This window comes from Streptomyces sp. NPDC001816, from assembly GCF_042892235.1.
Lineage (GTDB): Bacteria > Actinomycetota > Actinomycetes > Streptomycetales > Streptomycetaceae > Streptomyces.
Genome location: NZ_JBIATY010000018.1, coordinates 62181 through 83457, shown reverse-complemented (window position 1 = coordinate 83457; position 21277 = coordinate 62181). Strand labels below are relative to the sequence as shown.

Here is a 21277-nt window from a genome sequence, read left to right as displayed (position 1 = left end):
GAGGAGCTACGACGATCGTGACCGCCACCGGAGCCCGCAACGCCCCCGACATTGTGGACGTAGTGGCGCTCGGCGAGTCCATGGTCACCTTCCTCCCCACCCGCCCGGGCCGCCTCGCCGACGTCCCCTCCTTCGAGCGCGGGATCGGCGGAGCCGAGTCCAACGTGGCCTGCGCGCTGGCGGCCTCCGGCCACTCCACGCGGTGGGTGAGCCGGGTGGGGGCCGACGGGTTCGGGGAACACCTGGTCGAGACGATCGGGGCGTACGGCGTCGACGTCGCCCACGTCCGCCGGGACGCGGCACGCCCGACCGGCCTGTACTTCCGCACGGCGGGGGACCGGGCGACGGACGAGCACGAGGTGGCGTACTACCGGGCGGGCTCTGCGGCTTCCGCGATGACGGTGGACAACGTGGACGTGGCGGCGGTGCGGGCGGGGCGGGTGCTGCACCTTTCGGGGATCACGGCGGCGTTGTCCGAGGGGTGCCTGGAACTTGTACGCGAGCTGGTGAAGCCCGGCGAGGGGCGGCCCTTGGTCTCCTTCGACGTGAACCACCGGCCCGGACTGTGGCGGGACGCCGACGACGCCCGGGTGCTGCTGGAGCTGGCGCGGGCGGCCGACATCGTGTTCGTGGGGCACGACGAGGCACGCCAGGCCTGGGGGCTGCACGGCGGCCGGGCCATCGTGGACGCGCTGCCCGGGCCGGAGATCGTGGTCGTGAAGCAGGGCAGGGGTGGAGCGGTCGCGTTCGACAAGAACACCGACGCAATGGAGGACGCCGACGGTACGGCAACCCTCGTCCGGGCGCCGCGGGTCGATGTCGTCGCCCACGTCGGCGCCGGAGACGCCTTCGCCGCGGGATTCCTCTCCGGCACCCTGCGTGGACTTCCGATGCGCGACCGCCTCCGGCACGGCCACCTCATGGCGGCAGCCACCCTCACCACCCCCGGCGACCTGGCTGCCCCGCCCGCCCGAAGCCACGCCGACCGCCTCGCCGCCCTGGACGACGACGCATGGGGGAGACTTCGACTCGGCCCCGGCTGGACGCAGGCCGACGAGGCCCCGGAGGAGGCGAACACCCCATGAGTCAGACCGTCGACCGTGCCCTGAGCATCCTGCCCCTGCTCGCCGAGGGCCCCGCCGACCTCGGCCAGGTCGCCGACCGGCTCGGCGTCCACAAGTCCACGGCGCTGCGCCTCCTGCGCACCCTGCACGAGCACGGCCTGGTCTACCGCCAGTCCGACCAGCGCTACCGCCTCGGCGCCCGCCTCTTCGCCCTCGCCCAGGAGGCGATGGAGAACCTCGACATCCGCGAGATCGCCCACCCCCACCTCGTCCGCCTCAACGAGCAGTGCGGCCACACCGTCCACCTCGCCGTGTACGAGGAGAACGAGGTGCTGTACATCGACAAGGTCGAGAGCCGCTACCCGGTCCGGATGTACTCGCGGATCGGCAAGCCCGTCGCCATCACGGTCGCCGCCGTCGCCAAGCTGCTCCTCGCCGACCTGCCCGAACCCGAGCGCCGCGCCCTCGCGGACAAGCTCGACTATCCCCTGTACACAGCCCGTTCCACCCCCAACGCCACCGCTTTCCTGCGGGAGTTGGAGCAGGTGCGCGAACAGGGCTGGGCCACCGACCTCGGCGGCCACGAGGAGTCCATCAACTGCGTCGCGGCCCCGGTCCGCGGCGCCGACGGCCGGGTGGTCGCCGCGATGTCGGTGTCCGCGCCGAACGTCGTCGTCACCGCCGAGGAACTCCTCACCCTGCTGCCGCAGGTGCGCCGTACCGCGGACGCGATCAGCGGCGAGTACTCCGGACGAACGCCGGTGAAGGGCACCCCCGAATGACCGAGTCGCCAGCGAAGGGCACCCCCGAATGACCGAGAAGATCGCGCTCACCCCGAAGACCCACACCACCCCGCCCGCGAAGTTCTCCCACGGCGTGAAGAAGGGCAACATCCTCCAGGTCGCCGGCCAGGTCGGCTTCCTGCCCGCCGAGGAGGGCAGGCCCCCGACGCCGGCCGGTCCCACCCTGCGCGAGCAGACCCTGCAGACCCTCGCCAACGTCAAGGCGATCCTCGAAGAGGGCGGCGCGAGCTGGGACGACGTGATGATGATCCGCGTCTATCTGACGGACGTGGACCACTTCGCCGAGATGAACGAGATCTACAACGCGTACTTCGAGCAGCAGGGCCTCACCCAGCCGCCCGCCGCCCGGACCACGGTCTACGTCGGTCTGCCGGCCGGCCTCCTCATCGAGATCGACGCCCTCGCCGTCCTGAGCTGACGGCACCTCAGCGTGTTCGTGTAGGCAGTATGGGTACGTGACCCTCTCCTCCTCCCGGCCGACCGGTCCTGTCGGTGACATCACCGCCGAACGCGACGCCGTACTCGATGAGTTGGCCCGGCGCTCCGCCGGTGATCCGGAAAGTGCCGAGCTGTGCGGGTACGCCGGAGAGCTGAGCCACCGGCTGTACCTGCTGCGGGAGGATGACGGCCGGGACGAGGAACTCGCCCTGGCCGTCGAGGCGTTCGAGCACGCGTTCCGCACCCCGGGCACCGAGCCGCTCTGGTCGGCCTGGCGGGTCAGGTTCGGGCATCTGCGGGGCGTGCAGTACGAGGACAGCGGCGAGCGGCACCTGCTGGAGGACGCCTTCGAGCTGCTGGCGGCCGGGGTGGAGGGGCTGCCCGCCGCGGACCCCGACTTCACCTGGGAGCGCGTGTGGGGGCGGCATGTGCTCGCCGTGTGCGCCAAGCTGCGCTGCCTCGCCGACCCCGACTCCGCCGAGCTGTTGGAGGAGGCCCTGCGCAGGCACGACGACGCCCTTCAGGACGTGGAGCCCGGCAGCGAGGAAGAGGCCGACCTGAAGGCCGGTGCCGGATACCTGTGCATGCGGCGGGCCCTGCTCCACGGCGACCTCGACGCCGCCGACGCCTCGGCCCGCCACTACCGCGCCCTCCTCGACACCGCCCCGCCCGCCGACGTCCCGCACCTGCGCTACAGCCTGGGCCTGGCCGCGATGGTACGCGGACGGGTGCGGATCGACCGGGAGGAACTGGAGAGCGCCCGGGACGCCTTCGACACCGCGCTCACCGAAGCCCGGCGGGCGGGCGGTCCGGCACCCGACTGGGCGTTCGAGGCCGAGGTCAACGCCCTCCTCGTACGGACCCTGATCTGGTCCACCTGGAAGGACGTCGGCCACAGCCTGGCCGCCGAGGTCGAGCTGCGCCGTCTGCTGGAGCGGCCCGGCGCCGAGGAGCAGCTGCTGCCGCAGTACCTGGACATGTTCGGGCGCCTGCTGTACGAGCGGGCCGCCGCCCGGGACGACGTCGAGGGCAGGGACCGCGGTATCGCCCTGGTCCGCCGGGCCGTCGACACCTGGCGGCCGGAACGGGACGGCGACATCGCCGCCACCGCCCTCTTCCTCGCCCTCTTCCAGCAGTCCCGTCACCACGACGACCCCCGGCCGGACCGCGCCCGGGACGTGCTGCGGGCCGCCGGTCTCGTCCTGGACTCCGGGACCGACAACCACGACATGCTCCAGTTCGCCCGCACGCTCGACGGCTGGGCCCGCTTCACCCTCGTCGAGCACGGGGTGCTGTCCGAGACCGACGGATACCCGGAAGGACTCGACGCCGAACGGCTCAAGCAGACGTGGGACGACACGATCGCCGACATCCGCGAGGGCCGGGCCTTCGTCGACTTCGGGGAGGACGAGTTCCTGCGGGGCATGGAACGGGACGTCCTCGGAGCCCACCGTCGCATCCAGGGCTTCGAGCAGGCCCTCGCCCAGCTGCGCTCCCTCGAACCCGGCAGCCCCCGCCGGGCCCAGTTCGCCTCGCTGCTGCTGAGCAACCTCCCCCTCGTCGACCCCGACGGCACCTACGTCACCGCCGAGCACCGGCGCGAGCTGACCCAGGCCGTCCTGGAGCGGGCCGAACGGGACCCGGCCTGGCAGGGGCCGGCGAACGCCATCGCCGGCGTCGCCCGGCTGCACCAGGAGATGAGCAGCGGCACCGGCGCCGGGTTCGACGAGGTGCTCGCCCACTTCGACCGGGCGGAGGCCGACGGCGGCCTCGGCGACGAGGCGGACACGGGCCTCGCCCTCGCCCGGTTCGTCGCCCAGACCCAGCGTGGCCAGACCGGCGGCGCCGGCGACGACATGGAGGCCGGCGCCGCGACCTGGCGGCGGCTGCGCTCCGACCCCGCCCTGCCCGCGCACCTGCGCCACCTGATGGACCTCCAGCAGGCGGGCTACGACGCGCACGCCGCCGTCCGGCGCGGCGACCTGGCCGCCGCCGACGGCCATATCGCCACGCTCACCGAGGGCCACGCCGCGCTCGGCGACGAGGACCCCTCCCGCATCGAGATCCTCACCCTCCTGGAGAACGCCCGCACCGGGCGCGACAACCTCGCCCAGCGCCTCGGCGTACCCCCGCTGCCGCCGCTCGCAGCCCGCCCGAGCGCCACCGAACTGCGCCACCAGGCACGGCGGTTGCCCCGCGACCACCGGGCCTGGGTGCTCGGCGACTGCGGCATGACCCGGTTCGTGCACGCCGTCACGCAGCACGACGGGCCGGGCATCGCGTCGGCCATCGGCCTGCTCCGGGAGGCCCACGAGCTGTGCGATCCGGGCAGCGACAGCCGCCTGCGCTACGCGAACGCGCTGGGCATCGCCCACTGCGCCCTGTCCGAGCTGGAGATCGACCGGGTGCGCCGCCGCGAGCGCCTCGCCAAGGGCATCACCCTGCTGGAGGGCGCCTTCGCGGAGACCGGCGGCCCCGAGCACCGGCTCTACGCCGACATCGGCCTCGCCCTCGCCCAGGCCCGCCGCTCCCGCGACGACCTGCACCGCCGCGACCGGGCCGGCGCCCGCGCCCTCGGCCTGAAGTCCCTGCGCGGGTATGCCTGGGCCGCCCTGCTGCAGTCCGGCACCGACCATGCGACGGTCGCCGCCGCGCAGGCCACCGGGGCGGCGCTGCAGGTGGCCGGCTGGTGCCTGAAGGACGACCGTCCCGAGGAGGCCCTCCAGGCCCTGGACGCCTGCCGGGGCCTGGTCCTGCACGCGACCCTCACCTCGGCGACCGTCCCCGACCTCCTCACCGCCACCGGACACACCGACCTCGCGGCCGAGTGGCGGAGCGCCGGCGCCGGCGCCGACGCGACCGAACAGCCCGCCGACCCCCTCGCCGCCGTCCGGACCCCGCTCACCGTGCCCAGCACCCTGCGCCGCCGCGTCCTGGCCGCCCTCACCGGCACCCACCAGGCACAGCTCCTCGACCCGCCCACGCCCGACGAGATCGCCGAGGCCCTGCGCGGCCTCACCAAGGACGCCCTGGTCTACCTGGTGCCGAGCACGGAGGACACCCCGGGCACCGCCCTGGTCGTCACGTCGAAGGGCGCGGTGCACGCCGTACCCCTGCCGAAGCTGACGGAGGACGCGGCGCCGTTGAAGGAGTACGCGCCGGGGGAGGGGGCGTCCCGAGAAAGGAGCCCGGACTCAGCGGCGCCGCAGCCCGACCACACCTCGGGCGCTGGTATGTCCGGCGACGCGGGCGACTCGGCCCCGGGCGGTGGCCTCGTCCGCGACCGGGACTCCGCCCCCAGGGACCCGCTGACGGAGCACGGGCCGGCGGACGCCTCCGCCCGCGCCCACAGCCCTGCCCGCACCCCCACCCACCCCCGCGACCTCGGCCCCGTCCCCGGCCGGCGCCCCTCCGCGCCCGCCACCCTCCGCGCGCAGCTCGACCGGCTGTGCGGGTGGGCCTGGTACGCGGCGATGCGGCCGCTGCTGGAGGCCTTCGAGATGCCGGCCGGGCGGTTGCCCCGGCTGGTGCTGGTGCCGATGGGCAGGCTGGGGCTCGTGCCCTGGCACGCGGCCTGGCAGCCGGGCGGGCCGCGTGGGCGGCAGTACGCGCTGCAGGCCGCCGAGATCTCCTACGCCGCCTCGGCCCGCCTGCTGTGCCAGGTGGCCGCCCGCCCCGCCGCCGAGCACACCGGCGCCGCGCTGATCGTCGGCAACCCCACCGGCGACCTGCGCCACGCGGGCGAGGAGGCCGATGCCGTACAGCGCGCCTTCTACCCCGAGGCCCGGTTCCTGGGCCGCCGCACGACCGGTCCCACCGACGGCCCCGGCACCCCCGGCGAGGTGCTGCGGTGGCTGCGCGAGTCGCCGTACGACGGGGGAGTGCTGCATCTCGCCTGCCATGCGTCCGTCGCCGAGAACGCCCGCCGCAGCGCCCATCTCACCCTGCACGACGGCCAGTTGGCGGCGGAGGAGATCACCGGCGCGGGCGGTGACCGGCTCGGCCTGGTGCTGCTGGCCGCCTGCCGCAGCCATGTCTCGAGCCGCGGCCACAACGAGGCCTACAGCCTCGCCACCGCCTTCCTCGCCGCCGGCGCCCGCTCGGTCGTCGGCTCGCTGTGGCCGGTCCCGGACGAGGCGACCTCGGTGCTGATGTTCCTCACCCACCACTTCCTGCGCACCCACGGCGAACCCCCGGCCCGCGCCCTGCGCCGCGCCCAGCTGTGGATGCTCAACCCCGACCGTGAACTACCGTCCGAGCTACCGGAGTTCCTCGCCGAGCGGGCCCGCGGGATCGATCCGCACGATCTGAGTGCCTGGGCCGGCTTCACGCATCTCGGCCGCTGACCGGCTCCGGCACCAGCGTGCGCAGCGGTACGGTCACCGCCGTCCAGCGGCCCGCCGCCCCCAGCACGGGCCCCAGGATCCGGCGGTCGGTGGCGGTCTGCCACGGGGGCAGCTGGAACGGCACCGCGTTCAACTCCCGGTCGGACACCACCAGTTTGAGCCAGTCCCGAGCCTCCGCCCCCGGCACCGCGGCCCGGGAAGCGGGCAGCGACAGCTGCACGGGATCGCCGTCCAGCGCATGGCCCGTACGGCCGGGTCCGACGAAGTGCCCCGGATACAGCACCGAGGAGGAGGCGTAGCCGTCGGTCAGATCCAGCAGCACGCACCACAGGCTGCGGTCGGGGGAGCGGTTGTGCAGCCGGATGGACACCCATGGCGGGCGCGGTCCGGAAGGGCCCTGGGTGTACGGGCAGACGATCTCCCCGGACGCGTCCGGCCGCAGCGGCTCGTGCGAGCCCCATGGGACGATCTCCAGCTCCACCAGCCCGTCCAGCAGCGAGGGCCGCGGGGCGAGGTCGCGCAGCTGGTGCCAGCGGGCGAGGTGGGCCAGGCAGTCCGCGACCCGCCCGGCGTCCCCGGGACCCCTGAAGGGCAGGGGCGCCGTGAACTCGGTACCGTCGCGCCGCAGGACGTACGCCCGCCCGTCCCGGACCCGCACCTGGAAGTGCAGCCCGAGCGCCCCCTCCGGCCCCTCCACCAGCCGTACCAGCGGGCCGAGTTCGCGGGCCAGCCACCGTCCGTCCTCCGGTGATCCGTCCACCGCCACACTGGCCGGCGGCAGCGCGACCTCCGACAGCGCGACCGGATACACCCGCTCCGGCTCCGGGTCCCAGTCCACCGGCGCGACCAGCGTACGCGCGGACGACACCTCCAACGCCCTGACGACCCCCCGACCGGGCCCCTCCTCCAGCGCCGCGAACGTGGTGCCCTGCGCCTCGGCACCGCCCTCCCGGAGCCCGTGCACCGCGCCGCAGTCCACCTCCCAGCCGTCGGCGCCGTACCGCAGCAGGTGCGGGCTCGCCGTGCCGGGTGCGCCGCCCAGCAGCGGGCGGTCCGCCGCACCGCCCCGCAGGTCGGGGAAGAGCACCGGATGCTGGGTGCTGCCCGCCCGCTGCACCCGCGCCGCGGCCCCCGCCAGCAGCTCCCGGCACGTGGCGCCGGGACCGGCCGCGCGCACCGCGCCGACCAGCGCGTGCGTGAACGCCCCGTGCCGGCGCCCCTCGAACCAGCCCTCGTACGACGGCTCGTCCAGCCGGCTCGCCGCCAGCAGCACATGCCGGGGCGGCCCGCCGTACCCGCGGGCACCGAAGTCCCACTCCGGCCGGGGCGGCGCGTACCGCGCGGTGAGTTCCCGCGTCGCGCCCCCCGAGTGACAGCAGTCCAGCACCGCCGTGACCTGGGCACCGCCCGCCGTGACCCGGTCCAGCAGCGCGCCCAGCCGCTTGTCGGGCAGCGGACCGTCCACGCACACCAGCGCCTGGTTCAGGCCCGTCGCCTCGATCAACAGATCGTCGCCGGTGGCGGCCTCCTGCGTGCCGTGCCCGGAGAACCACAGCAGCGCGGTGTCCCCCGGACCGGCCGAGCCCAGGTGCCGCAGCACCGCGTCCGTCACGGCGGCCACGGTCGCGTCGGCGTCCAACAGGACGGTGATGTCCACCTGTTCCCCGACCAGCTCGGTCAGCAGTCGCCGCGCCTCACCGATGTCGTTCGCGCAGCCGCCGAGCGCACTGGCCACGGACGCCGGATAGTCGTCGATGCCCACCAGGAGTGCCTTGATCCTCCCCATGAGAACAGAGTTTGCCAGTGTCATTCAGGGGTCAATCAGGCGTACCCAGATGCACTCTTGACGTGACGTCACTAACCTTCGCCTTCCGTGCATCGCACAACCGCTCACCACCCATGACTCTCGGGGGACACATGGGGTACACCGAACGGCCGCGCCGTATCGTGCGGCCGGCACAGCAGGGGCCGGGGATCCAGCCCGGCCCGGCCGCCCAGCCGGGCTCCACGCCCGCGAACCCGGCGCCCGGCGTCGTACGCCGAGAGCTGTACACACCGCGCTCCCGCAAGCTGCTCGACGCCGTCGGCCGGCTCGACGCGGGCCTGGACGAGCAGGCCTGCCGGTCGCTGGCCGAGTGGGTCCGCGAGCAGTACACGACGGCGTACGGCTCGGTGCCGCTCGGCTTCGTCGCCCGCTGTTACCTGGGCCCGCCGTACGTCGACCACCAGCTGAACCTCTTCCACGTCATCGTGCGGCACTTCGCCCCGGCCGAGCCGATGCCCGACCCTTTCTCGGCGGCCCGCATGCTCGCCCGCTCCGGCGGCTACGCCTACGTAGAGGTCTACGACGACGGCCTGATCCTGCCCGTCCTGGACGACGGCACCGTAGTCCGCCCCTGAGCCCGGATCCCTGCCCCCTGCCCGTGCCCCTCCCCCTGCCCGCTCACCCCGCAGCACTCGAACGGAGTTCCGTATGTCCGAGGTCGACTACACACTGCGCCGCCAGGTGCAGGAGGTCAGCAACCTCGTCATCAGACTCAGCGAACAGGTCGGTTCCGTCTCCGGCCAGGTCTCCACCGTCGAGGCCAACCAGCAGCAGACCCGCACCGAACTCCAGCAGCTGCGCGACGAGTTCCTCGCCTTCGTCCAGCAGGCGCAGGCCACCGCGAACGTGCAGCGCGCCGAGACCCGCATCGGGGCCATCGAGGACAAGATCGACCACGAGTTCGGCCACCACAAGACGGTCCGCCGTACCGCGGTCGGCATGCTCCAGGCCTTCGACATCGGCCTCGTGTCGGAGGACAACGTCCGGCTGGTCGGCGACCAGCTGATGCTCCAGACCCCCCGCTACTGGCTCGCCCCCGCCCTGGTCGCCCTCGCCTCCTGGTCCGCCGACGACCGCACCCTGTGCGAGCGCGCGGTCGACGAGGCGTTCCGCCGCTCGCCCGACCGCACGTCCTTGTTCTTCGCCCTCGTCCTGCGCCGCCAGGGCCGCTCCGAGGGGGCGGTGCGGTGGCTCCGCCACTATCTCCTCGCCCAGGACCCGGCCGCGCTCGGCCGCGAGTTCGCGGTCATCCTGGAGGCCATCGCCCAGGGCGCGTTCGGACTCGTCGGCCGCGAACTGCTGGACCGCACCCTCGCCGAGTGGCGCTCCCAGCTGATGGACAGCGCCGACGCGCAGGCCAGGCAGGTCCGGCGCTGGCGCGACGAGCTGGAGTCCCTGCGCGGTCCGTCCCAGGCGGCCGAGTTCCCGCGCCTGGCCGCCGTCTCCCCGCAGTGGGTCACCCTCGACGGCGTGCTCTCCTCCGCGCGCGGCCAGCAGCCCGTGCTGGACAAGTACCGGGCCATCATGGACCGCGAGTTCCAGCCGTCCGAGCGCATCGAGGACGCCGTCGACGACATCCTCGATCGGCTCGTCTCCGAGTACGACAACGAGGAACTGCCGCTGCGCCGCGACCTCGCCTTCAACCAGGCGGTGGTCGACCACGACGGCGACCTCACCGCGGCCCGCAAGACCGCCGACGCGGACGCGGCCTCGTACGAGGAGACCCTCGACTACCTCACCGTGCAGACCACGGCCGCGCTCAACCCGCAGGCCATCGGTACCTCGCCGGCCACCCAGCGGCTCTCCGTCGCGGCCTGCCACGAGTGGTTCCAGCAGGCGCACGCCGCCCACACCCGCGACTACCGGGCCGCCGTGCCGCAGGACGTCCAGGCCCAGTTCGCCACGTCGCACTCCGTGGGCTCCCAGCTCTTCCAACTGCCCACCTGGGTCGGCTCCTTCACCCAACCCCTGGCCGCCCTGGAGAAGTCCCTCAGCGACCACTGGGACCGCTACACGGGCCCGTTCGTGGAAGCGCTCGCCTTCCCGTGGCTGAAGAAGGTGGCCCCGCTGGCCGGCGTCGTCGCGGCCATCCTCCTCTTCCTCGCCGGCAGCTGGCCCGCCTTCGCGATCGGCGCGGCAGCCATCGTCGCCCTCGTCTGGGGCCTCGTCCTCCGCAACCAGGCCCAGACCGCGGCCCGCGCCCAGGCCGCGGCCCGCGAACTCCTGGACCGCGCCAAGACGGAGTCCCTCCACCAGCTCCGCAGCGCCTCCGCCGAACTCACCGATTGGTACGAGAAGTTCACAACAGCCGACCAGACCGAGGCCAAGGTCCGCGAACTGATCGCCACGCTGCCGACCGCGGGCGGGGGTGCGTCGCCGTTCGAGGGACGGACGGTACGCAAGGAGTCGGCGGTTGCGGGGTCGGCTCAGGGGGGCGCTGCGCCTTCGGCGGGCTGGGAGGCGGCATCAGGGTCGTTTGCCGGCGGGGAGGCGTCGTCTGGGTCGTTGGGCGGCGGGGAGGCCTCGGCTGAGTCGTTGGGCGGCGCGGAGGCCTCGTCCGAGTCGTCGGTCCGCGAGGCGACCTCGTCCGAATCTGGGCCTGGTTGGGCGGCTGCTTCCGAGTCCCGGTCCGGGAAGACGTCCGTGCCTGAGGGGTCGGCCCAGGGCGACGCCGTGCCTGCGGCTCGTTCGGGAGCCGTGGCCGGGGCGTCGGTCCGGGAGGATACGGCGCCGGGTTCGTCGGCTCGCGCGGAGGGCACCTCCGTGTCCGAGTCGTCGTTGCGCAAGGAGGCCGAGCCGGAGGACAAGGCCGGTCAGGAGATCTCGTCCGAGTCCCAGGAGGACAGCGCCCGATGAGTACGCCACCGCCGCCCGCCCACCAGCCCGGCCCGGCGCCGCGCGGCGCGCAGGACGAGTCGCCGTGGGCGAACGCCGCGCGTCCCGCGTCGCACGAGGCGGGGACTGTGCCGCCAGGGAACTCCACGGCACCTCCGTCGGCGTCCGCCGCCCAGCGTTCCTGGGCCGCGACCGGGCAGCCCGGGGCCACGGTGCCCGCGCAGGGGCCCACTCCGGCGGCGCCCTGGGCCGCCGCCCCGCAGCCCGCCGCAGGCGGCCCCGCCCACCAGCCCACCGGCAGCGGTCACCAGCCCGTCGGCCCCGCCCAGCAGCCCACTGGCAGCGGTCAACAGCCCACCGCCTCCCCTTGGGCCGCCTCCGCCGACTCCGCCCGCCAGCCCACTGGCAGCGGCCACCAGCCCGTCGGCCCCACCCAGCAGCCCACTGGCAGCGGTCAACAGCCCACCGCCTCCCCTTGGGCCGCCTCCGCCGACTCCGCCCGCCAGCCCACTGGCAGCGGCCACCAGCCCGTCGGCCCCGCCCAGCAGCCCACTGGCAGCGGTCAACAGCCCACCGCCTCCGCGTGGGCCGCCTCCGCCGACTCCGCCCGTGCCCAGGCCTCCCCCTGGGCCGCGCAGCGGCGTCCGCAGCAGGAGCGGGTCACCAGCCGGCTTCGGCGGGTCGTGGAGGGGCTGCCGGACTGGGAGCCGCTGCCGCCGGGGGAGACCGTCGTGCGTCGGCCGGGCAGCGGCGCATGAGCGGGTTGTGGGGCGACGGCGGCCCGTACCAGGCCTGGGTCGGCTTCCTGCGCCGCTGGGCGGCCCTGGAGCCCGTCGACCCGGCCGTGCTGCCCACGCTCGCCGAGGAGCAGTACGACAGCGACACCTGGTCCCGGCTGACCGAACACCTCACCAGCGCCCTGAGTACGCGCCTGGTCGCCTGGGCCGAGCATCTCGTCCGCGCCCTGAACGAGGCACGGGACGACTTCAGTTGGGGCCGCGAGCTGGCCCAGGCCCGCACCGGCCTGCACGCCGTCCGCGCCCTGGCCGCCCACCCGGGCCTCCCGGAGTCCCTGCGCACCCGGCTGACCGATCTGGTCGACAACCAGATCACCGAGGTGCAGGCCCAGCTGGAGCGGAACCTGGACGCCGAGATCCGGCGCGGCACCGACCCCCGCCTGGTCGAGCGCCGCCGCCGCACCCTGCGGGACAACGCGCTGACCGCCACCCTCACGGCGCGCCCGGCCCAGGACGCCTGGGCGTACGACCCCGCGGCCCCGCCCAGACGCCGCATCGTCCCCGGCTCCGGCTGAGGCGGACAGCGGCGAGCCACGGCCTGCCGCGCACGTCCCGCCGTCCCCGAACACCTCCGAGAAGGCCCGAATGTCGAACTACGCCGAGAGCCTCAGCCACCTCGACAGCTACATCTCCGCCCGCGTCCCGGTCATCGCGATGCGCACCATCGAACAGCAGCGCGCCCTGCGCCTGTTGCGGGAGGCGGCCACCCAGTCCCGGCGCAGCAGCATGCCGTTCTGGATCTACACCCGGGCCACCGGCCTGCGCGACCTGCGCACCAACGCGCCCGTGCAGGACGACCGTTCGCTGGCGGGTGCGATGGACTTCGCGGCCGCCCAGTTCGGCAGCCGAGCCAACGCCACCGTCGTCTTCGTCGACCCCGACGAACTCGAGTCGGACACCCCGGTCACCCGCCACTTCGCGGAACTGGCCCGCCTCGCCGACAGCAACATGGGCAGCATCGTCCTGATCACGGACACCCCCATCTGGAGCGGCCTGCAGCGCCTCGGCATGAGCCTGCGCCTGGACCTGCCCGACTCCGAGGAGATGTACGGCATCCTCAGCGGCTTCCTCGGCGACCACCACGGACACATCCCCATCGACTGGACCGAGGAGGACGCCCGCCGCGCGGCCGAGTTCCTGAACGGCGTCACCGAGGCCGAGTGCGTCAACCTCATGGCGACCATCGCCGCGAAGGGTGCCATTCGCCGCGAGGACGTCCTCGGCCTCGCCCAGGCCAAGGACCGCATCTTCAGCGACCTCACCGGCCTGGAACGGGTCCACCTCAAGCAGAGCGACTACGCCATCGGCGGCCTGACCGGCCTGCGTACCTGGCTGGAACGCAAGCACGACATGATCTCCCGCGACCTGCGCCACACGGCCCTGCGCCCGCCGCGCGGGGTCCTTCTGGTGGGCGTCCCCGGCTGCGGCAAGTCCCTCTCCGCCAAGGCCATCGCCCACGACTGGCAGCTCCCGCTCTACCGCCTCGACATGGCCAGCATCCACGGCAAGTACCTGGGCGAGTCCGAGGGCCGCTTCCGCGAGGCCCTGGCGATGGCCGACCGCGTGGCCCCCTGCGTGCTCTGGATCGACGAGATCGAGAAGGGCCTGGCCGGCCGGGACGACATGTCCGGCGTCCCGCAGCGCATCATCGGCCAGTTCCTGTACTGGCTCCAGGAGTCCCAGTCCCGCGCGTTCGTCGTCGCCACCGCCAACGACATCCGCAGCCTGCCCCCGGAGCTGCTGCGCAAGGGCCGCTTCGACGAGCTCTTCTTCGTGGACCTGCCCGACGCCCAGGACCGCAAGGAGATCATCCGCATCTACCACCGCCGCTACCTCCAGGCGGACCCCGACCCCGAGCAGCTCGACCGCCTGGTCGACCTCTCCGAGGGCTTCGCCGGCTCCGACCTGGAGGCCGCCCTGCACGACGTGGGCGAGGAGGCGGTACGCCGCGGCGGCTTCCCCCAGCTGAAGGACTCGTACGTCATGGACACCTTCGCCCAGGTACGTCCCCTCAGCGTCAGCAACCCCGAGCAGATCGAGGAGATCCGAGCCTGGGGCCGCGAGCGCGCGGTACCGGCGGGCCGGGCGGCCGTGACGCCGGTACCGGGCGACGGAGGCCGTACCCGAAGGATCGTCTTCATGGACGAATGACTGGACGAGTGACCAGGGTCAATCCGTGAGTCGGGTGGTCCGACTGGTTCCGGCACAGGAATGTCGTCCATACTGCCGCCGTGGAGCAGCGCATAGGATCGAGCAGCAAGCCCGTCGAGGGCGCCGGATTCGACCCGGCCTTCATCCCCGGGCTCACCGCACCGGCGGCGAAGTCGGACCAGGAGCAGGAGCCGCAGGCGGCGGCACCGGAGCCTGCCGAGGAGCCGGAGCCGGAGCCGAAGGCCCAGGCGGCCGAGGCACCGGCAGAGCCGGAGGAGCCGGAGGAAGAGGAGCAGGCGCCCGCGGACGGGCCCGTCTTCGAGGCCTCCGACCGCCGCGCCAAGTTCGCCGCCGACCACCGCGGCATCCGGCTCAGCCTGGACGAGGAGAAGTGCGAGTTCCGCTGGGACGAGATCGCCGCGGTCGAGACGGAGTCGCCCCGCTTCGGCAAGCGTTTCACCATCACGGTGCACACCCCTGACCGCCGCTGGTTCCCGATCGAGATCGAGGCGACGGCCAGGGCGCGCTTCAAGGAGTGGGAGGACCAGCTGGACGCGGTCCTCGACGCCTACTTCGAAGAGGCCTGATCCGAACGACAGGCCCTAGCTGCAGTACTGGGCGGCCTTCCCGATCGCCCGGTACATGCAGTCCGCGTTCTCCAGCAACTGCAACACCGCGTCCTTGTTCCGGGACGTCTCCCGCTCGATGACCTCGTCGGGCGGGTAGAACCCACCCCCGGAACTGGACGTCGGATACATCTCGAAGGTGTAGTCGAAGATCTTGTGGACGCCCCACAGGTAGTCGTCGATGGTCCCGTCGGTGATGTACAGATCGCTCGACTGCTCCGGCGTGTACCCGTTGCTCGCGGCCATCTTCTGCCCCACGGCCTTGAACGCGGCGGCGTCATCGGCGGTCATCCCGGTCGCCGTGTCCGAGTAGGTGTACCCGAACGGCCACAGCACCAGCTCGCTGTAGGTGTGGAAGTCGATGCCGGCCTTGATCTGCTGCTTGCCGCCGACGACCCGGCTGCGCACGAAGTCGGAGACGACCTTCACCTCGGGCGCGGACTCGGCGGCCGAACCGCGGTAGGTCTCGGACGACTTCGAGCCCGAAGAGCCGCCGCAGCAGCCCCACTTGTAGTCCCAGTTCCGGTTGAGGTCGGTCCCGACGTACGACGACCCCGAGTTGGGCTGCCGGTTCTTCCGCCACGACCGGTACGACCCGGTGGCGATGTCGTACTCGCCGCCGTCCGGGTTCAGATCGGGGACGATCCAGATCTCCCGGCTGTTGATCAGGTTCGTGATCCGTGAGTCGCTCCCGTACCCGGCGCCGAACTCGCGCAGCAGGTACAGGGCCATCTCCACGGTCAGATGCTCACGAGCGTGCTGGTGGAAGGTGAACAGCACCTCCGGCTCGTCCTCATCCGTCCCCACGTTGTCGCTCACCTTGATGGCGACGATGTCCCGCCCTTGGTACGACTTCCCGATCACCCTCTTGCTCATGATGGCCGGGTAGGCGGCGAGCCGCTGGTCGATCTCGGCGTTCATCTCGGCGTAGTTGTGGTACTTCGAGTCGGCGCTGGGGAAGTCGTAGAGCCGGACCCCGGACCGCTGGGGTGCCGCCCCCAACGGGCTGACGTCGTACCCGAGTTTCCGCAGCTTGCCGATCTGCTCGGCCCGCCCGGACACGACGACGGTCTCCTCGTCGGCCTCGTCGACGGTGACGCCGGCCTGCTGAATGGCCGTACGGGTCACGGGGTTGGTGCTCTGATGGATCTCGTACTGCCGGATGTCGTCACCGGAAGGCTCGGCCTTCCGGACGCTGCCGGCGGTGGCGTGTGTGGCGCCGGCCGAGACGGGTGCCGCGAGGGCGAGCGCCAGCAGGGCGCCGAGTGCGGCAGTACGCCGTTTGCCGCCGCGCGCGCCGGAGCCGCGGATGCGAAGTCGCATGAACTCTCCTTGGGTCTCCAGGGATTCCGGGGTCGCCGGAAGTGGGGAGTGGAGCTGGGGGGTGCGTCAGTGCGACGTGCTTCTTGCTGTGGGGCCGCTGTGCGGGGGTTGGCGCTCATGGTGCGGTGTTGGCATGATCAGGTCAAGAGGCCCATTCGTCGGAGCCATGAGATACGGCAGCCTCACCGGAAGGGAATGGTGAGCCAGGGACTGTCGGGTTCGGACATCAAAATCCGATGAACGTCGACCATGTCCGTGTACCAGCTGCCGAACTCTTCGTCATCGAAGTGCAGACAGCGCCCGAGGATGTACCCGGCGGCGAAGTCCTGCCAGGACTTGTACGACCGCGCGGCGGCCCGCCCGGCCTCGATGACGGCGGACTCGGCCTCCGGCAGTGAGCAGTACCGGGCCCCGAGCCCCCAGCGGGCCATGCCGGACGCCCGCCCGAAGTTCCAGGCGTCCACGGAACTGACGAACCGGTTCTCGTCGAGGATGCCGTCGGCCCGGAAGCGCGCCTCGTAGCGGGTGATGCGCCCGACGAGAGCCTGGATGCCCTTGATGCGTGCCTCGGTCTCCGCCTCCGGACCGGCGGGGGTGCTGGTGACCCCGTCCGGGGTGATGACGATCTCGCCACCGGTGCGACCGCGCAGCACCCGGGCGACCGCGTCGCGCCAGTAGGCGGTGTCGACATGGCCGCCGAAGTCACGGGCGATGGTGCGACGCAGGTTCAGGGCGAACTCCCAGACGGGGTTGGCGCCGTCGGGATCGAGCAGGGCGCGCTGCTGGACCTGCCACTCCTCGCGATTCGTGACACCCCACCACTCCCGGAGCGACTCGCGCTCCGCCTGATAGCCGTTGCCGTGATACGCCATGGCGTTCCAGGGCAGCCCGTGCCACACGACCAGCAGTGCGCCGCAGGCCAGCCCCTGCGCGACAGGACCCTCCAGGGGCCCGCCGAGCCGGAGCGTGCTCACCCGCGTCCGGTTCAGCGGACCCTTCGCCTTGTGCTGCGCCCACACGGCGGAGTGCGGCGGTGCGGAGGGCAGAAACGCCTCGCACGGACTGCCCGGATTGACCACGATCATGGTCGGATCATTCGGCTCCCACACGCGGGCGAACCACCCGAGCTTCTGCCAGTCGAACACCCGGTGCGGGTCTGGCGCGGGCAGCATCCCCTCCGTGTACACGGCCCAGATCCGCCCGCCAGCGACTCGGGGATCGTGTCCGAAGACGGGAATCGTCCTGCTCGGTTCGGCATCCGCCCCGTCGCGCCGTATCTCGAAGTACAGGCGGCTGTCCGCCAGGGTGTCGAAGTAGGCCGCCCAGTCCTCGCGCGACTTGGTTTCGAGGAGGGCCTGTTCGATGGCCGTCGGCGGAGTCCAGGCCGGCGGGGTCGACCCGGGCGGAGTCCAGGCTGGCGGTGTCGCAGGCCCGAACCCTGCGGGTGGCGGACCGAACGACATGTCGTGCCCTTTTCAACTTATGGCCGTCTGAGGCGACTTGACTTGCCTGGTCATGCTATGTGACGCGGGGATGGTGGCTTCGGCGGGGCGGCGCGTTTTGCATGAGGTGTTCGCCGGCAAGTGGTCCAGCTCACCTCGCTTTACCGCGACCTGACTCTCTGTTTACCCGTCTGGTAGGGGAGGGGCTGGGCCCCGCCGTTCCCCACAGGAGTCTCAAGCAGCCTCAAGGAGTCTCGACGTGATCAACCGGAGAACTGCCGCCTGGGCGGCCCTGCTGGCCGCCTGCCTGTTCGCCACGGCCTGCACCAGTGAGACGGCCACCAAGGAGTCTTCGACGATCCCGGAGAAGTTCCCCGCGACGGGCGACCGCGCCGAGATGAAGGCGAACGCCAAGGCCCTCCGCGACTACGGCATGACCCACAGCCTGGCGAAGGTCACGGGCGAAGTCGAACGCATCCAGGCCCGCGACGCCGGCGGCGGGCACATCCTCATCTCGACGAACATCGGCGCGGTGGACGAGGCGATGACCCGGGCGCAGCAGGTCGCGGACGCCTACCGTGACTATGCGGGTGGGGCGGGGAAGTCCGCCAAGGCGAAGACGGTGACGGTGTACAACGCGTTCGGGGACCCGCTTGTCACGCAGAGGCTGGGCAAGAAGTAGGACACCGCGCGATCTCAGGCCCAGGTCTCAGGCGGCGGTGATGACCGACCCTTCCTCAAGAAGGCGGACCGCCTTGCCTGTCAGCCGGACCTTGGCGCTGTGGGGAGGACCCACGAAATCCACCGGCCGCTCGTAGCGAAGAATCCCCTCAAGGGTCACCAGTGGCGCGCCTTCTCTCGTGCCCTCGTCCGGCCCGACGCCGAACCGCTGGCCGACGCGTACGACTCCGCCCACGCACCGGACGATGCACGTGGCAGTCGCCCCATCCCGCTCCTCGACCGAGTAGATCTGCAACCTCGCGTCGGCCCGGGTGAGAAAGAGCCGCTCCTCGTGGTCCAGTACGAGGACTCGCTCGTCACCGTCGATGATCAGCAGGTCGTCCGTGCTCGGGTACCAGAGGTCGTCGAGTCGGTCGAGTACGGCGCGGTAGGTGACCCGCACGGCCGTACGTTCGGCGGGCCAGGCCGCCCAGACGTCCTGCCCCGCATCCTTGACGGTGGCGCGCAGGGCGTCTCTCAGCTGCTCCGCGTCGAGGTCGGAGACGTCCAGGGCGACTTCGGCGCGGCTGATGAGGATGGGGAGCCTGGCCAGTGATCCGCCGAGGGCGCTGAGGAATGCGTCGTAGGCGCCGGGGCCTTCGTATGCGCCTAGGTCGGTGAGGGTTTGTCTCAGGTGGGGAGGCATCTTTGGCCTACAGGGGGAGGTCCGCTGTCTTCAGGGCTTCTATGAAGGGGGTGAAGGCTCCGGGTGGGAAGGTGAGGGTTGCTCTGGCCGGGGCCTTGGAATCGCGGATGGTTATGTGGGCATCCAGGTCTGCGACTTCGACGCAGGCATCGCCCTGGCCGCCACCGGAGAAGGAGGACTTCTTCCAGGTGTCGGGAATCGGCATGCTCACAGCTCCTTCGACAGCCGGTGAATGAAGTCACGCGAACGGTCGGGGTCGAGTGACACTGCCTCCACCCTACGGAAGAGCGTTCGATATCGGTTGAGCTGGGCTTCGGCATCGATGAAGACCGGGCCGCCGGGGCCGTCGCGGACGACGGTGTCCAGCTTGGGGACGGGTCCACTCGCGTACACCATCGCACTCCCGGCCCCGCCGAAGTTGTTCAGTTCGAAGGGGACTACGCGCACGGTGACGTGGTCAGCCTCGGACAGTTCCAGGACCCGGGCGAGCTGAGCCCGTGCTGTGGACCGATCGCCGACCCTGATGCGCAGCCCAGCCTCGTGGATCACCGCCTCGTACGGCACCGGGTCCGGGCGCTCGATGATGACCCTGCGCTTCATCCGGTGATCAACCCATCGCTCGACATCACTCTGCGGGAACTCCGGGTTCACGTACGAGAAGAGGGAGCGAGCGTAATCTGCGGTCTGGAAAAGGCCGGGCACGTGCAGGAACTCCACGTCCCATCGGAAGCGGGAGTGGTGCTCCAGCTCGGGCAGATCCATGAACGGCGTAGGCAGCTGGCCTCGGTACTCCTCCCACCAGCCCTGTGTCCGGTCGGTCGCGATCGCCGCCAAGCCGTCAATGAACTATGCGTCCGTGCAAGCGTAGTTGGCTGCCATGCGTCGTAGGCGCTGCTCGCTCACTCCTGAGGTGCCAGCCTCGATCTGACTGATCTGAACGGAGTTCACGCCGAGCAGAGCCGCTGCCTCGCGAGAACTGAGGCCCGCAGCCTCGCGGAGCCTGCGCCTACTGATCGTGATCACGCAGAGCAGTGCCACGGCACGCTGGGCGTCGCACCCGATCCGGCTCGGCATCCCCGGCTGGTACTCGCTGACGGTGCGTCCGTTGGTGCTGGGCCCGGACAACGTGCCGGTGATTACGAGTGAGCGGCAGGCGGAACGGGACGTCCCCCTTGCGGTGCTCTCGGCCATGACACACGGGCGTGGCCGGCAGGCTCCGGCCATACTGGAGTCGTTGGCCTCCGCTCTGCGGACCATCGACCCTGACAGTGCCGCGGTCTTCGTGCAGTTCGTCGACTCGTGCCTGGCCGATCCCCAGGCTAAGCAGATGTGGAGGGATTTGATGACGGCGATTCAGTACTTCTGGCGACACCCGCTGGCCGAGCAGGTGCGTGAGGAGGGTCGGGAGCAGGGCCGGGCTGAGGCCAAGGCCGAGATGATCCTCCACATCCTGGAATGGCGCGGCCTCTCGGTGACCGACACTGTCCGCGAGCGGGTCGAGTCAGTCACGGACCTGGACCAACTCGAGGTCTGGGCGCAGAGGGCTATGCACGCCACGGACGCTGCGGAGCTGATCGCCGAGGAGTGAGCGGGGCTGGGGTGGGCCGCCCCAGCTCTCCCCACTCGGGGGGAGCGCGTCGTTCAGGGCACGATGTGGAAGGTAAGTTCGGTGGTCGTGTCGTCCACGGTGTGCCCGTGCACGTAGCCGCGGCTTGCCGCGTAGCGACCCGTGCCGCCGTTGATCGAGAGATTGAAGTCGCGAGGCGGCGGGGCGTAGGGAGCAAAGCCCTGGACCGTGATGTCACCGTCGGGGAGGGCGAAGGTGATGAGGCACTGCAAGGTGCCGGTGCTCGCGCCTGCCTCGAGGCGGACAATGGCGCAGCCTCCGCCGCCCGAGCCGACCCTCTGGTCGTTGCGGTAAAGGTCGTTGGCGAGCGTGAACCCGTTGCCCTGGGCATCGCCCGAGCCGTTCGGTGTGAACTGCGTGGTTTTCGCGACCAGTGACAGTACCTGCTCGCCGTGTTGGCCATCGGCCAGGGATGATGCTGCAGCTGCTGAAGCCAGCGGAGCGGAGAACACAACAGCACTCAAGGCTGCTACGGAACTCCGACCGAGCAATCCGAAATTGCGCATGCCGAGACACTCCTAAGCAGATCGCGGGTAAATACGGCACTTCCGGCCGTGTGACTTCCGCTTGCCGGTCAGATTTGATCACGAAAAGATCGACGTACCGAGGAGCCTCATAGCGTCGTTCGGGTGAT

The 21277-nt window shown here is 71.7% G+C and carries 17 protein-coding genes and 2 pseudogenes; 12 read left to right on the top strand and 7 right to left on the bottom strand.

The features are described 5' to 3' along the window. Window positions 1-17 precede the first annotated feature (17 nt). Genes ACFYZZ_RS41915 through ACFYZZ_RS41900 form a run of 4 tightly spaced genes read left to right on the top strand, consistent with a single transcriptional unit; the run spans window position 18 to window position 6651 of the window. Window positions 18-1085, top strand: coding sequence for a sugar kinase (locus ACFYZZ_RS41915; RefSeq protein WP_389188283.1), 1068 nt, complete (start codon window positions 18-20; stop codon window positions 1083-1085). Next, window positions 1082-1846, top strand: coding sequence for an IclR family transcriptional regulator (locus ACFYZZ_RS41910; RefSeq protein WP_101374401.1), 765 nt, complete (start codon window positions 1082-1084; stop codon window positions 1844-1846). The genes ACFYZZ_RS41915 and ACFYZZ_RS41910 overlap by 4 nt, the downstream gene beginning before the upstream one ends. Window positions 1847-1874: 28 nt before the next feature. Beyond that, on the top strand, window positions 1875-2285 hold the full coding sequence (locus ACFYZZ_RS41905) for a RidA family protein (protein ID WP_389188281.1): 411 nt from the start codon (window positions 1875-1877) through the stop codon (window positions 2283-2285). A gap of 37 nt (window positions 2286-2322) precedes the next feature. Beyond that, window positions 2323-6651: a CHAT domain-containing protein gene (locus ACFYZZ_RS41900; protein ID WP_389188279.1), complete on the top strand. Its 4329-nt coding sequence runs from the start codon at window positions 2323-2325 to the stop codon at window positions 6649-6651. Here the strand turns inward: ACFYZZ_RS41900 and ACFYZZ_RS41895 are convergent. Further along, window positions 6632-8437 carry a caspase domain-containing protein gene (locus tag ACFYZZ_RS41895; RefSeq protein ID WP_389188277.1) on the bottom strand — a complete coding sequence of 602 codons (1806 nt, stop codon included), beginning with the start codon at window positions 8435-8437 and terminating at the stop codon, window positions 6632-6634. The genes ACFYZZ_RS41900 and ACFYZZ_RS41895 overlap by 20 nt on opposite strands. Before the next feature lie 131 nt (window positions 8438-8568). Between ACFYZZ_RS41895 and ACFYZZ_RS41890 the strand changes: the two genes are divergently transcribed. From ACFYZZ_RS41890 to ACFYZZ_RS41865, 6 genes are all read left to right on the top strand, one after another. Further along, window positions 8569-9051 (top strand): hypothetical protein, encoded by a 483-nt coding sequence (locus ACFYZZ_RS41890; protein WP_389188274.1) that lies wholly within the window; start codon window positions 8569-8571, stop codon window positions 9049-9051. A 73-nt stretch (window positions 9052-9124) separates the two neighbouring features. Continuing rightward, on the top strand, window positions 9125-11332 hold the full coding sequence (locus ACFYZZ_RS41885) for a hypothetical protein (RefSeq protein ID WP_389188272.1): 2208 nt from the start codon (window positions 9125-9127) through the stop codon (window positions 11330-11332). Then, window positions 11329-12069 carry a hypothetical protein gene (locus tag ACFYZZ_RS41880; RefSeq protein ID WP_389188269.1) on the top strand — a complete coding sequence of 247 codons (741 nt, stop codon included), beginning with the start codon at window positions 11329-11331 and terminating at the stop codon, window positions 12067-12069. Before ACFYZZ_RS41885 ends, ACFYZZ_RS41880 begins: the two co-directional genes overlap by 4 nt. Next, window positions 12066-12623 (top strand): hypothetical protein, encoded by a 558-nt coding sequence (locus ACFYZZ_RS41875; RefSeq protein ID WP_389188266.1) that lies wholly within the window; start codon window positions 12066-12068, stop codon window positions 12621-12623. Before ACFYZZ_RS41880 ends, ACFYZZ_RS41875 begins: the two co-directional genes overlap by 4 nt. Before the next feature lie 70 nt (window positions 12624-12693). Continuing rightward, window positions 12694-14259 (top strand): AAA family ATPase, encoded by a 1566-nt coding sequence (locus ACFYZZ_RS41870; RefSeq protein WP_389188263.1) that lies wholly within the window; start codon window positions 12694-12696, stop codon window positions 14257-14259. Window positions 14260-14339: 80 nt separating this feature from the next. Continuing rightward, window positions 14340-14846: a hypothetical protein gene (locus ACFYZZ_RS41865; RefSeq protein ID WP_389188260.1), complete on the top strand. Its 507-nt coding sequence runs from the start codon at window positions 14340-14342 to the stop codon at window positions 14844-14846. A 15-nt stretch (window positions 14847-14861) separates the two neighbouring features. On the opposite strand, the gene ACFYZZ_RS41860 is transcribed toward ACFYZZ_RS41865, so the two are convergent. Then, window positions 14862-16208: a M14 family metallopeptidase gene (locus ACFYZZ_RS41860; RefSeq protein WP_389188257.1), complete on the bottom strand. Its 1347-nt coding sequence runs from the start codon at window positions 16206-16208 to the stop codon at window positions 14862-14864. Between the two features lie 182 nt (window positions 16209-16390). Further along, on the bottom strand, window positions 16391-17671 hold the full coding sequence (locus ACFYZZ_RS41855; protein WP_389188254.1) for a DUF1266 domain-containing protein: 1281 nt from the start codon (window positions 17669-17671) through the stop codon (window positions 16391-16393). A gap of 238 nt (window positions 17672-17909) precedes the next feature. Here ACFYZZ_RS41855 and ACFYZZ_RS41850 point away from each other — a divergent pair, with 238 nt between their 5' ends. Further along, window positions 17910-18332 carry a hypothetical protein gene (locus ACFYZZ_RS41850; RefSeq protein ID WP_389188251.1) on the top strand — a complete coding sequence of 141 codons (423 nt, stop codon included), beginning with the start codon at window positions 17910-17912 and terminating at the stop codon, window positions 18330-18332. Window positions 18333-18359: 27 nt separating this feature from the next. On the opposite strand, the gene ACFYZZ_RS41845 is transcribed toward ACFYZZ_RS41850, so the two are convergent. The 3 genes and pseudogenes from ACFYZZ_RS41845 to ACFYZZ_RS41835 all read right to left on the bottom strand — a co-directional run bounded on the left by ACFYZZ_RS41845 (window position 18360) and on the right by ACFYZZ_RS41835 (window position 20090). Further along, a complete protein-coding gene (locus tag ACFYZZ_RS41845; RefSeq protein WP_389188248.1) occupies window positions 18360-19016 on the bottom strand; it encodes a hypothetical protein in 657 nt (218 codons plus the stop codon). A gap of 7 nt (window positions 19017-19023) precedes the next feature. Beyond that, complete coding sequence (locus ACFYZZ_RS41840) at window positions 19024-19221, bottom strand: DUF397 domain-containing protein (protein ID WP_389188246.1); 198 nt, start codon at window positions 19219-19221, stop codon at window positions 19024-19026. A gap of 2 nt (window positions 19222-19223) precedes the next feature. Further along, window positions 19224-20090 (bottom strand): annotated as a pseudogene (locus ACFYZZ_RS41835) (helix-turn-helix domain-containing protein). On the opposite strand from ACFYZZ_RS41835, the pseudogene ACFYZZ_RS41830 reads away from it, so the two are divergent. Further along, window positions 20023-20604: pseudogene (locus ACFYZZ_RS41830) on the top strand (hypothetical protein); the annotation flags it as partial. The pseudogenes ACFYZZ_RS41835 and ACFYZZ_RS41830 overlap by 68 nt on opposite strands. 53 nt (window positions 20605-20657) lie before the next feature. Here the strand turns inward: ACFYZZ_RS41830 and ACFYZZ_RS41825 are convergent. Next, window positions 20658-21149: a hypothetical protein gene (locus tag ACFYZZ_RS41825; protein WP_389188243.1), complete on the bottom strand. Its 492-nt coding sequence runs from the start codon at window positions 21147-21149 to the stop codon at window positions 20658-20660. Window positions 21150-21277: the final 128 nt, after the last annotated feature.

Coding starts and splice junctions, on each gene's coding strand:
- ACFYZZ_RS41880 (WP_389188269.1), top strand. CDS start 11,329: ATGAGTACGCCACCGCCGCCCGCCCACCAGCCCGGCCCGGCGCCGCGC.
- ACFYZZ_RS41840 (WP_389188246.1), bottom strand. CDS start 19,221: ATGCCGATTCCCGACACCTGGAAGAAGTCCTCCTTCTCCGGTGGCGGC.
- ACFYZZ_RS41885 (WP_389188272.1), top strand. CDS start 9,125: ATGTCCGAGGTCGACTACACACTGCGCCGCCAGGTGCAGGAGGTCAGC.
- ACFYZZ_RS41890 (WP_389188274.1), top strand. CDS start 8,569: ATGGGGTACACCGAACGGCCGCGCCGTATCGTGCGGCCGGCACAGCAG.
- ACFYZZ_RS41910 (WP_101374401.1), top strand. CDS start 1,082: ATGAGTCAGACCGTCGACCGTGCCCTGAGCATCCTGCCCCTGCTCGCC.
- ACFYZZ_RS41870 (WP_389188263.1), top strand. CDS start 12,694: ATGTCGAACTACGCCGAGAGCCTCAGCCACCTCGACAGCTACATCTCC.
- ACFYZZ_RS41845 (WP_389188248.1), bottom strand. CDS start 19,016: ATGCCTCCCCACCTGAGACAAACCCTCACCGACCTAGGCGCATACGAA.
- ACFYZZ_RS41895 (WP_389188277.1), bottom strand. CDS start 8,437: ATGGGGAGGATCAAGGCACTCCTGGTGGGCATCGACGACTATCCGGCG.
- ACFYZZ_RS41855 (WP_389188254.1), bottom strand. CDS start 17,671: ATGTCGTTCGGTCCGCCACCCGCAGGGTTCGGGCCTGCGACACCGCCA.
- ACFYZZ_RS41905 (WP_389188281.1), top strand. CDS start 1,875: ATGACCGAGAAGATCGCGCTCACCCCGAAGACCCACACCACCCCGCCC.
- ACFYZZ_RS41875 (WP_389188266.1), top strand. CDS start 12,066: ATGAGCGGGTTGTGGGGCGACGGCGGCCCGTACCAGGCCTGGGTCGGC.
- ACFYZZ_RS41825 (WP_389188243.1), bottom strand. CDS start 21,149: ATGCGCAATTTCGGATTGCTCGGTCGGAGTTCCGTAGCAGCCTTGAGT.
- ACFYZZ_RS41860 (WP_389188257.1), bottom strand. CDS start 16,208: ATGCGACTTCGCATCCGCGGCTCCGGCGCGCGCGGCGGCAAACGGCGT.